7 protein-coding genes are annotated in these 12,320 nt (G+C 59.5%); all 7 read left to right on the top strand.

Features of this window, described 5'->3' with window-relative positions:
- Positions 1–258 precede the first annotated feature (258 nt).
- The 7 genes from SKP52_RS21460 (at position 259) to SKP52_RS21430 (ending at position 12,318) form a co-directional block, all read left to right on the top strand.
- On the top strand, positions 259–879 hold the full coding sequence (locus SKP52_RS21460; RefSeq protein ID WP_081997475.1) for an RNA polymerase sigma factor: 621 nt from the start codon (positions 259–261) through the stop codon (positions 877–879).
- Complete coding sequence (locus tag SKP52_RS21455; RefSeq protein ID WP_039578594.1) at positions 876–1,823, top strand: FecR family protein; 948 nt, start codon at positions 876–878, stop codon at positions 1,821–1,823. The genes SKP52_RS21460 and SKP52_RS21455 overlap by 4 nt, the downstream gene beginning before the upstream one ends.
- A gap of 97 nt (positions 1,824–1,920) precedes the next feature.
- The gene (locus tag SKP52_RS21450) at positions 1,921–4,527 is read left to right on the top strand and encodes a TonB-dependent receptor (protein WP_039578591.1); all 2,607 of its coding nucleotides are present in this window, start codon (positions 1,921–1,923) and stop codon (positions 4,525–4,527) included.
- Position 4,528: 1 nt separating this feature from the next.
- Complete coding sequence (locus SKP52_RS25705; protein WP_081997474.1) at positions 4,529–6,634, top strand: Atxe2 family lasso peptide isopeptidase; 2,106 nt, start codon at positions 4,529–4,531, stop codon at positions 6,632–6,634.
- 257 nt (positions 6,635–6,891) lie between these two features.
- Positions 6,892–7,584 (top strand): RNA polymerase sigma factor, encoded by a 693-nt coding sequence (locus SKP52_RS21440; RefSeq protein WP_228383731.1) that lies wholly within the window; start codon positions 6,892–6,894, stop codon positions 7,582–7,584.
- Positions 7,585–7,810: 226 nt separating this feature from the next.
- Positions 7,811–8,650, top strand: coding sequence for a FecR family protein (locus SKP52_RS21435; protein WP_052208689.1), 840 nt, complete (start codon positions 7,811–7,813; stop codon positions 8,648–8,650).
- A gap of 296 nt (positions 8,651–8,946) precedes the next feature.
- Positions 8,947–12,318: a TonB-dependent receptor domain-containing protein gene (locus SKP52_RS21430; RefSeq protein ID WP_039578583.1), complete on the top strand. Its 3,372-nt coding sequence runs from the start codon at positions 8,947–8,949 to the stop codon at positions 12,316–12,318.
- Positions 12,319–12,320 lie beyond the last annotated feature (2 nt).

Raw genomic sequence — 12,320 nt, 5'->3', positions numbered from 1 at the left:
TTCGAGCAACCATTGGTGGGGGTGAACAGTATCCGGCTTCGGTGACGTAGTGTGGATAGTTGCCATCATCTCATGATCATCCGTTCACCTGAAAACGATCGTGTTGAGCTATATGAACGATCAGCGTCCCGGATCGGCTAGGCGGACTCGAGCGACCAGCCCCTGTGGCCCAATTCGATGATTCGTGCGTGGGCATGCGGCACGAAATTAATTCACATGCCCTGAAAAAGGAAAACTGACGCTTGGGTCTCTTATCACATGGCGTCATCTGCTAAGCCGGCCAGGAGATACAATACGAGAAGACTTTCAAACCATGAACGCTTGCGAGCGCGCGCAACGTGGGTAGCCCATAAAGTCATTCCCCATGAGCCGTTCGTGCGCGCATGGCTTAGGGGTTCGCGAGCGTCTCCCGAAGAGATCGATGAGCTGATACAGGACTGTTACTGCCGGTTTGCGATGCTCGAGACTGTCGATCATATCGAACGGCCCGACATATATTTCTTCGCAATGGCGAAAAATCTGATGGTTCGGATGCGGAGGAGAGCAAAGGTCGTCCCGATCGATACGGTCGGCTCAATTCACGACACCGTTATCGACGATGCGCCGTCGCCTGAGGCGACCGTCTCGGGCCTTTTGGCGATGGATCGGCTCAAGGGACTACTTAAAGAACTGCCCGAGCGCTGCCGTCGAATCGTGGAAATGAGAAAGTTCGACGGCCTGTCGCAACGCGAAATTGCAGCGACGCTCGGGGTGACCGAGTCGATCGTAGAGAATGACGTTCAGCTGGGTGTGCGCCAGCTTCGCGCTGCTTGGCGGCGCGAGGAGGAACTGGCCACTGATGCGCTAAAAAGATTTGGGAAAGGGAGCGGACGGGCATGACCCAGTCGGCACGAAAATCAGTCGATGAGATGGCAGCCGAATGGGTTGCGCGGATGGACACCGGCATTTGGAGCAATGCAGATGACGAGCAACTTGGAAAGTGGTTGAGGGAAGACGAGCAGCACGAGGGCGCGCTTGTTCACGCGCAGGCACTATGGACGGTGATCGCTTTGGACCGCTCGGAATTGCAGGACGAGCCTCGCGGCTCAGCTCGCCGGTTTGACCGGCGAAAATTTCTGCTCGGCACGGGGGGAGCTCTCGCCGCCTCCGTCGTCGGTAGTCTCTATCTGTTCAATTCGGATATGGGCTATGCAACGGACGTTGGAGAAACCCGCAGAGTTGCTCTGACCGACGGTTCGATCGCCGCGATAAACACCGACAGCAAGCTCGACGTCAAGATTGTGGAGAACGAACGTCGGATCAAGATCGAAAAAGGCGAAGCATGGTTTCAAGTTACCAAGGACCCGCAGCGCCCCTTTATTGTCGAAGCGGGCGAAGTCCGCGTGCGCGCAGTTGGGACGGCGTTCTCGGTACGCCGCCGCGGCGACGGCGCTGAAATTCTTGTAAGCGAAGGCGTGGTAGAGGCGTGGGCGGTCGGAACCAGAACGAAAAGCGTACGATTGCCCGCAGGCTCGAAAATCCGGATCAGAAACAATGGCTCGGTAGATGGCCGATCGTCGGAAGAACAGGTGATCGAACGAGCGCTTGCCTGGCGATCGGGCAAGATCGATTTGGCCGGTACACGCGTTGACGCGGCCATTGCAGAAATGAACCGCTACAATCGGCGTCAGATTGTGCTGGGTGATCCGATCCTTGCGGCTGAACGGATTGACGGCGTTTTTCAGACCAATGATCCTGAGGGCTTTGCTCGCGTAATTGCCGGCAGTTTTTCGCGTTCGGTCGATATCGCAAATTCCAACGAAATTCGGATTCTGCCGCACTGACGCAAAAAATGATCGTACCAGAATAAGGAATCGTCTTGCCAAGGTCTCCTTTTCCTTGATCGGATCGTATTGATCCGGATCTGTCAGGGGGAATTAGATGACCGGAAGTCGCAATGCCATTTTTCTAGCCTCCGCCGCATTAATAGCGGTGATGCCTGCCCCCGCTAACGCGCAGACACGAACTTTCAATGTTCCCGCGCAAGCGGCAGATGCGGGAATTGCCGCTCTTGGCCGACAAGCGGATATCCAGATCGTTGCGGCCCGGCGCTACACGACGGGTCTACGCACGAACGAGGTCCGGGGCTCCATGTCGGTAAGCGATGCCCTTTCGAAGCTTCTTGTAGGAACTGGTCTTGTGGTCCGTTCGACGGGTCCACGCACATTCATGGTGGTGCCGGCGCCGGCTGTGACGCAATTGTCGCCAGCCAGTAGCGCCGAGGCGAGCACTTCTGGCTCGAGTGAGGACAGCGCCGAAATTGTCGTAACAGGATCGCACATTCGGGGAGCCCCGTCCATTTCGCCCGTCACCTCGATCACGCGCGAGGACGCAAGACAGTCTGGCCAGACCGATCTCGGGCAAATCATCCGCGACCTGCCCCAGAACTTCGCCGGGGGCCAGAATCCGACCATTTCGGCGTCCGGCCAAGGAGGGTTCACCAACGTGTCCGGTTCGTCGGCACTCAATTTGCGTGGTCTGGGGCCGGATGCATCGCTGACATTGATAAATGGCCATCGGGTCGCCTTCGATGCAATCAGCCAGGGAATCGACATTTCGGCTATCCCGCTCGCTGCGATCGAGCGGATTGACGTCGTCGCCGATGGTGCATCGGCGCTCTACGGATCGGACGCCGTTGCCGGTGTTGCCAACATCACCCTGCGCCGGGACATCGACAGCATCATCACGTCTGCAAGGCTGGGAGCGGCGACCGATGGCGGTGCGGTTACGCGGCAGTATAACATCGTTGCAGGCTCATCCTGGCGGAGCGGAGGCTTCATGCTGGCGGCCGATTATCAGGATTCTTCCGAAATCACTGCGCGTCAGCGTTCTTACACGGGCAACGTCGCTCCCGACGCAACCCTGATACCCGCGCAGGACCAGATCAGTCTCGTAACGGCGGGGCGTCAGGCCATTACCGATGCGATCAGCTTTGAGTTTGACGGTCACTATATGCATCGCTCCACGTCGCGATGCTTGATCGCCGTCGTTGCGTCGAGCTGTTATGCGCAGGGAAGTGTCGTTGAATCGAAAGCGGATAGCTGGTCTGTATCCCCGGCGCTGAAAATTGAACTACCATCGGGTTGGAATGCCCGCTTGTCCGGAACGTACAGCAAGAGCGATACCGACGTTGTCACACGCGTATTTACGGCGGGCAATGAAACCTACCGCGCACTGCCGAAATACAGCAACGAACTGAAGTCGGTCGAACTCAGCGCCGAAGGATCGCTATTCTCCTTGCCGGGCGGCGAGGCAAGGCTAGCAGTCGGAGTTGGATATCGCTCCAACAAGCTGACCATCGATTCACGAGCCGTAGTCGGTGGCGTTGAGAGAACGACCGAAGCGCTCACGGAAAGCCGGGACGTGGCGTTCGGCTATGGCGAACTCTCCTTGCCACTGGTGGCGCCAACAAATGACATCAGCTTCGTAAACAAGCTGCATATTATCGGGGCCCTTCGATATGAGGACCATCATGATATCAATCGCGTGACCACGCCCAAGCTTGGCCTAGTCTATTCGCCGTACGAGGGTATCGAATTCAAGGGAAGCTGGGGCAAATCGTTCAAGGTTCCCAACCTGTATCAGACCGGTCAGTTAACCAACGCCCAGCTCGTTCCGAGCTCGCGATATAATCCCTTGCCCCCAACGAACCTTCCGGTGCTGTACCTATTTGGCGGCAACCCGGATTTGGCGCCAGAGCGCGCGACGACATGGACAGCCTCAGTCCAGCTCACGCCCGCATTTTTGGACGGTTTCAAAGCGGAGATCGGATACTTCAATATCCGCTACAGGAACCGCGTCGCGGCTCCAGTTGCCTCATCCGGGAGAGCATTCCAGCCCGTTTACAGCGAATTCATACAGTTAGATCCGGGTTCGTCAGACGTCCTGTCTGCCATTGACGGCATAACAGGCGTATTTACCAATTTGACAACCGGCGCTTTCAATCCCGATGCCGTTTCGGCAATCTTCCGGAACTATCTGCAGAATATTGCCGTACAGAATCTGGAGGGGGTCGATTTTTCTGTCAGCTATCGTCGAGACTTGGGGGAATATGGTCAACTTTCATTAAAGGGATCGGCCAGTTATCTCGACAGCACCCGGGAAATCGCACCCGGCCTACCACTGGTAGATCAGGCAGGAATCATCTTTACTCCCCCGCATTGGCGTGGACGACTGGGGGCAAGCTGGCAGGGGGATAATGTAGTCTTGTCCGCCACAGCCACCTATGTTGGAACAACGGAAGACAACCGTCTTTCGCCAACGGTCAAGGTTGGCTCATTCACGACACTCGACGCGGTGGCGACGATCCGCAGCGCACCGAATAGCGGGCTGTTTTCCAATGTCGAATGGCAGGTCGGAGTTCAGAATCTATTCAACGCCAAGCCCGAAAAAATTCGGGCCACCTATGCCGCCGAAGTACAGGCCGATTCGACAAATCACTCACTTTACGGTCGGGTCATCAATCTAACCCTGACGAAGAAGTGGTGAAATGCGCCAATGCCTTAAGAGCGTGCGTCTGCTGGCGGCGCCGGTTTTGTGCGCCATCGGTCAACCGGCATTGGCTGAAGACGGGTGCGAAACGCTTCCAAAGACGGATTTCGTGCACGGTGCCACGGGTCCGGTCACCCCCGAGGCATTAGCCAGCCTGAGGGATATCGGGCCTGCGCCCCGCCCTGATCGCTCACGTCCGCTGTTCGCATTCTCTCCCGACCATCGTTCAGTCGCCTTTCAACTCCATCGGGGAGATCCGAGGCAGAACCGGTATTGCATTGCTATTGTAGTCCTTCCGCTCACGCCGGGCGCTAAGCCGAAACTGCTCGACGTTGGCGAAGAGCTAATCCGGGACGAGCCGGCAAGATATGGTTGGGCGGCATTTCCGATCGGCTCAGCCGCACCGGTGACCCCGCGCTGGGCTCCCGACGGACGGTGGGTTGCCTATCTCAAACGGGTGGGAGGCAGGACACAAATCTGGCGTGCTAACATCGCTAACGGAGATGTAAGGCAGATCACCGACGCACCCGTGGACGTCGATGATTTCCGGATATCGCCGGACGGGCGCGATATAATTTTCGCGGCGCGCCCCGGTCTTGACGCAATGCGCGCTGCTATCGATCAAGAGGGTCTCTCGGGGTGGCGATACGACGAAAGGGCATTCCCCGTCCGTGGAGCTCGGCCCCAAACACCTAACGCAGAGCGGCACTATATCAGTGTGAATCTGGATAGTGGTCTAGAGCGCCCCGCTTCTCCTTCGGAGATCATCCGCTTCGGGTCACTGTCTGCTGACAAAATTGCTTATTCAGCAAGCCCAGCTGGTTGGAATGCCTATGCCGAGCCGGCCAATACGTCGGTATATCCACCAGACTACCGCGTGATCGCAGAGACGCCCACAGGACGTCGCCTGCCATGCCCAGTAGACCTTTGCCGAATCGATAGGTCGGTTTCATTTTGGTGGTCTGGTGACGGCAAACGGCTTCGCTTCACGCGGAAGGAAGGCTGGGCGAATAGCCTGTCTGCGATTTATGAATGGCGTCCCGGTAGTCAGGCGGCCCGACGCATCTACCTCACGAGCGACGATCTGGTTGAATGCCAGCCGCTGGATAATGACCTCTTGTGCCTGCGCGAACGATCGCGAGAGCCAAGACATTTTGTGATGTTGGAACCGGATCGCAACAAAGAGCGGAAGATATTCGACCCCAATCCAGAATTTTCCCGGCTGATTATGGGCAAGGTTGAACGCATCAATTGGCGTAACGGCTTCGGCGTCCCGTTCTATGGGGATCTGGTTTACCCCGTCGCTTTCAGCGCCGAACATCGATATCCCCTTGTGATCGTTCAGTATCGGACGAAGGGGTTTCTTCGCGGTGGAATCGGAGACGAAGTTCCGATTCAGGCATTTGCCAATCGCGGGTATTTCGTACTGGTTGTCGACAACCTGACTTATGAGGATGTCGTCGGCAGACAGGAATCGTCGGAGGCTCTGACGGCGGCATTCAACCATGATTTTGCGGGGCGCCGGAACATACTCTCTGCGATCGAGACTGCCGCCCAGTCCTTGATCGATCGAGGCTTCATCGATCCGAAACGTATTGGAATCACCGGACTGAGCGATGGCTGCACAACGGTGCAGTTCGCCGCGATCCATAGCCCGCTTTTCACTGCGGGTTCTGTATCCGGCTGCGGGTGGGAACCGATCCAGGATGCGTTTCTTGGACCGATCGTCGCACAAAGCTATCATGACGGTGGATGGCCACGGCTCATCGACAATAGGCCTCACTTCTGGTCCCAGATATCGCTGGTAGAGCAAGCAAAGAGTGTGAAATTTCCTATGCTCTTCCAGGCCGCTGACAAAGAATATCTGGCCATGGTGGCGAGCCACACCGCGCTGACACAGGCCGGAATCCCGAGCGACCTGTATATTTTTCCTGGCGAGGATCACATCAAGTCGCAGCCAGCACATCGGTTGGCTGTGTACCGCCGAAACCTGCAATGGTTCGACTTCTGGCTCGCAGGTCGGCTTCCGACCGACCCGCGAGAGCGCGATGAAGCCGAGCGTTGGACGGAAATGAAGAAGAACTGGGAAAAAAAGAAGCGGTAGCGATCGGATTCTGATTTGGTTCGTTTACACGAGAATTAGGTCAACGGAGCCACATAGGAGCGTCAAGTTGGCGACTGGCACGCTTCGCCACCCGTCATAAACGGACATCTCCGCGTGGTCAGATCACTGTCTCCAGCGAGTTATAACATCGGTGTTCCCACGAACCCGAGGGCACCGATAATGGCGATTTTGGCCGGAAGCGGACCAGCGTTTTTTAGCGTGTATACGGGACACCCGGCGATCATTTTGGCGCTAGCTTGCCAAAATTCCAAGTTTCCACCTTTTCACTCGCGCCAAGACGCATCTCGGTTTCTTTTGCCGGCGCCCTGCTCTTGTGGGCGCCCAGCATTCTGTCGCAGTTGCTCCATTCAGAGCAATCTTATTGCAAACGATTCGCAACCGACGTAGTTCTGGCCCATCGCCATTGGGACGCCATGCCAACAAACTCAACCGATCTATCGAGCCTGCTGCTGACCGAACGCCCCACTCTGATGCGACTGGTGGGCCGGATTGCCGGTCAGGAAAGCGCGGAAGACATCACTCAGAAGCTTTGGTTCAAAATCCAGAAGGTCCGGGACGATCCGCCGATCAGCAACAAGCGCGCCTATCTGTTTCGCCTCGCGGCCAACGAGGCGCGTGACTATCGAAAACATGAAACGCGGCAGCGCGCGCTTCATACCGAGGCCCATTTCATTCTTTGGGAAGAAGAGGGTACGCCATCGCCGGAGCACGGCCTGCTAGCGGCCGATGCGTTGCGCAGGGTTGCCGATGCAGCGGAACTTTTGCCCGAACCGACCAAGCGCATTTTCCATCTGAACCGGTTTGCCGACGTTCCGCAGCGCGCCATCGCCGCTCAGCTCGGCCTCAGCAGCACAACCGTCGAGAACCATATCAAGCGCGCCCTTCGCCTCCTCGCGGCGGCTCGCGACGGTGGTGGCAGCCACGAATGAATTTTTTTGCCGTCGGCCTTGGGGCAAACCGGCGCGAGATCAGTCATAGGGTCAACCACAGCAATAACGCCGGGGAGACGGGGTGACTGTTCGAGCTTCAGAGTCAGATATATCCTCGCCCGCGGACGAGGCGCGCCGCTGGATCGCACGCCTCGCATCGGGCTCGATCAGCGAGGACGAACTGGCGCGCCTTCGGCGATGGCGTAGCGTTCCGGAGAATGACCAGTTGTTTCAGACCGAGCGCGCCCTGTGGCGCCAACTTGGGTCGATCGAAAGCGCCTTTGCCCCAACTCCCAATCCCCGTCGCCGTCTGCGGCTCTGGCTCGGCAAGAAGCGTGGCCGCACTCCCGCCGTTGCCGCATCGGCTACCGCGGCTTTGCTTGCCGTCATCATGGCACCCGACCTTGCCATCATGATGGAGGCCGATCATCGTACGGCTACCGGAGAAATTCGTGAGATAGAGCTGGCCGACGGATCGAAGGCTATCCTCGATACAGGGTCCGCCATCGCCGTGGATTTCAACGCCGGCACGCGCAATATCAGATTGCTTTCGGGGCGCGCCTGGTTCGCCGTACGGCACGGCGATGCGCGCCCGTTCCGCGTAGCGGCGCTGGACGGCGTCACCGAAGATATAGGCACCGCCTTCGAGGTGGATCGAACAAGCGAGCATGAGGTCCGGGTCGGTGTGACCGAAGGCCTGGTCGAGGTCTCCTCGCCCGGCTCCGTGCACCCCCTCCTTCTTAAGGCCGGCAATCATGCGCGCTACGCCGAAGGCGGCATGGTCAGACGCATTGCCGGCGCGCCGGCTAGTGCGACCGCAAGCTGGCGGGATGGCGAGCTCCTCATTCGGAATATTTCGGTCGATGCGGCAATCACTACTCTCGCACGCTATCGGCGGGGCAACGTTTTCACCTTCGGGGAGACGGCCGGATTGGCCCGGGTCAGCGGGACATTCAGGACCGATCGTCCCGACGATGCGATCCGGACGATTGCCTCAATGCGCGGCCTTTCCGTTACGAGACTGCCGCTCGGCATAATGATCGTCCGGTCACCGGGGTCGGACTAAGAAAAATTCCGATCCTCCCTTGGGCAACGTCCGTCTGCATCAGTCATAGCCATGACACTGAGATGCGAATGCGTCGCAGTATAGCCTAGGCCCTCGATAACCGGAGGCCGTCAGACCTTCAGGGGGTATCCATGTTGCTTGCGCCGTCCGGCCGCCCAATTCGTAATCTTGCCCGTTGCCTGCTGCTTGCTGGCACCGCTTTCACGCTCCTGCCGATGACAACCGCCCTCGCACAATCCACTTCCCCATCCGCAACCCGTAGCTTCGAAATCCGGGCGCAACCGCTCGAAGACGCCTTGCGGCAGTTCACACAGCAGACGGGGATACAGGTCGGTTATGAACCCGGCGATGTCGCGGGTCGCCAGAGCGCGCCGTTGACCGGCAAGCTGAGTGCCGCACAAGCGCTCTCCCGGCTCTTGGAAGGCAGCGGACTATCCTATCGCTTTACCGCACGGACGGCGGTCCGGCTCGAGCGGGCGCCCGTGGCCGCCGATGGAGTGGTTCAGCTCGGCACTCTGCGGGTGGAGGGTGCCTCGGGCGCAGGTGGGACGGGAACGGGCGGTTCGGCGGTGCCGCCTGAAAGTCGCGCTTTCACGACCGCACAATCGAGCACGGTCCGCAGCCAGGATGATATCCTGACCTTCCGGGGCACATCGACCGGCGACTTTCTCTCGGGCATTCCCGGCGTGCTCAACGGCGACAATCGCAACAGCGGCGCGCTCGACGTCAATATCCGCGGCATGCAGGGGATGGACCGCGTTCCGGTCGTAATCGACGGGTCGCTCCAGCAATCGACGGTCTATCGCGGCTATTCGGGCGTTGCGGGACGCACCTATCTCGACCCGGACCTGATTGGCAGCGTCATCGTGGAGAAAGGCCCGTCTGCCTCCGCCGACGGCGTCGGTGCCACCGGCGGCGTCGTCCGTGTGGATACCATCGGCGCGAAAGACCTCATCGCGCCGAGAAGCGATTTCGGCATCCGCTTTCGCGGCTCGCTGATCGGCAACAATGTCGCACCGCCAGAAATCGCGACGCTCGGCACCGGCGCGGGCACGGCGGAGCGCTTCGACCGCCCCGGCCCCCTCGACCTCAATGGCAGCAGCTTCAGCGTCGCGGTCGCGGGCCGGGTCGGCGATTTCGAAGTCGTCGGCGCGGTCGCCAAACGCGAGGTCGGCAATTATTTCGGTGGTGACCATGGCACCGTCCCGCCGGGCGGGACCAATGTTACCGGCGGCGTTCTGCAGCGCTACAATCTGGGCGAAGAAGTGCTCAGCACCTCCCAGGACAACACATCCTATCTGCTGCGCGGGACGTACCGCTTCGGAAACGGCCACGGACTCGACCTCTCCTATGTCCGCTATGAAAGCGATTTCGGCGAGATGATGCCGTCGCAGATCATCCGTTTCGGCGGCGCGCTGGAGGCGCCGCTCAGCCGCGCCGAAGTCGACACATATACCGCGCGCTATCGCTGGAACCCCGACGACAATGACCTGATCAACCTTAAGGCCGATCTCTGGAAGACGAGCAGCTTCACCAGCATCGAGACACTGTACCGCTACACCTTCGGTTCATGGGTATCGATCCAGGATGCCGCATATCAAAGCCAGTCAGATCGCTGGGGCATCAACATCTCGAACCGCTCGGGCTTGGAAACCGCGTTCGGTCGCCTCGAACTCGATTATGGCGCCTCCTACACGCGCGAGCGCCTCACGCCTCCCGACGGGTGGGAGACGTACAAGAATAATTCGGGCTACACCGCGTTCGTCGAACCGCGCGACGGCTGGCGCAACGAATATAGCGCCTTCGTCGCCGGCGAACTGCGCCCGAACGAGTGGGTGAGCTTCAACGCCGCGCTCCGTTACACCAACACCGAATCGCACGACAATAATTTAACCGACACCTGGGCTGGATCGCCGCAAGTCAATGTCACCGGCTATAATCATGAAAAGAACGATGGCTTCGCTCCGATCGTCTCTTTCGTGATCGAACCGCTGAAGGGGCTGCAATTCTACGCGCGCTATGCGGAGGCGATCCGCAATCCCAGCCTCTTCGAATCGACCACCGGCTTTTCCTTCTATCCCGATCCGCGCAACCCGATCCGTCCAGAGCGCGCCCGCAACACCGAACTCGGGATCAACCTCCAGCAGGCGCGCATCGTTTCGGACAGCGACCTGCTCCAGGCGAAGTTCTCCTATTTCACCAACGACATCGACGATTATCTGACCCGCGGCGCCAGCGACGGGCTGAACTCGGTCGTGAACATCCAGCACGCGCGGCTCCAGGGGATCGAAGCGCTGCTGCGTTATGATGCGGGCATCGTCTTCGCGAACGTCGGTGGGACCTTCTACACCTCCAAGGAATTCTGCGACTACGACAATGTCTGCCGCGAGGGCGGCACCTCGAACAGCTATGTTCCCGCGCATCTCCCGCCAAAATTCGGGCTCAACGCCGATATCGGCGTGCGGCTGTTCGACGAGCGGCTGGTTCTTGGCGGGCGCTACATCCATGTCGGCGAACGCGACACGCCGATCATCACCTTCGGCGGGTCGGTGACAACGATCGACTGGAAGCCCTATGACATCTTCGATCTTTACGGCAGTTTCGACCTGAACGACCAGCTGCGGCTCGATGTCGCGGTCGATAATGTCACCGACCGCTATTATATGGACGCGCTTACACTCGGCCTGATGCCGTCGCCGGGGCGGACCTTTCGCATCGGGGTCACCGCAGCCTTCGGCGGTCCCGAGCGGACGCGCAGCCATCGACAGCACGCGATCGATGCGCTCGACGGCCGCGAACCGCTTGCCGCGTTCGACGGCGACTGGTCCGGCCCCTATGCCGGTCTCAACGCAGGCCATAGCTTTGTTTCGACCAAGGGCACGACGGTCGCCGGCGACAGCACCGAAGGCGGCATCCCGGCGACAGAGTCCGCGAACACCAGCTTCGACGGCAGCCAGATCGGCCTCGTCGCCGGCATGACCTGGAAGCTGGGAGGGCCGTGGGTCGTTGGAGTCGAGGGCGATTTCGGCATCAGCCGCGCGAGCGGGCATCAATATACGCGCTCGACCGAATTGCTGCCGGTCCTGTTCGACTTCTATCCGCAGGATCGCAGCAACCAGGCCGATACCGAATATGCCAGCGACTGGACCGCCTCGCTGCGCGGGCGCCTCGGCTATTCGGCGGGCCGGGTGCTGCTGTTCGGTACGGGCGGGCTCGCTTTCATGCAGGAGGCGCAAACCCGTACCCAGCATATCGACAGTGCGACACTGTCCTATTTCAACGTGAACCGCCGGTTCAGCCAGAACTCGGCGCCCTTCTTCTCCGAAAAGGCGACAAAGCTGCGCACCGGCTGGACCGTCGGCGGCGGCGCCGAGCTGGCGCTCGGCAATCAATGGTCAGTGCGCGGCGAATATGGCTACACCCGGTTCGGCACGTCGGAATTTCATTTCGAGGATGCCCGTGCGGGGGTAGGCCAGACATTCGAGGTTCTTGGCGCCTATCTGCGCGACCCCGTTACCAACGCGCTCATCCGCGATCCGGTGACGAACCAGTTCGTTCGCGCACCATCGACTGCCTACCCCGGCACGGCATCAGTGGTGACCGGACGCCGCGCCCGGAACGATGCAGAAATGCACTCGGTTCGCATCGGCATCAGCTACCGCTTCTGAAA

Origin of the sequence: Sphingopyxis fribergensis, assembly GCF_000803645.1 — a bacterium.
Classification (GTDB): domain Bacteria; phylum Pseudomonadota; class Alphaproteobacteria; order Sphingomonadales; family Sphingomonadaceae; genus Sphingopyxis; species Sphingopyxis fribergensis.
Note: the sequence above shows the minus strand (reverse complement) of the source record. Positions and strands in the feature narration are given on the sequence as shown.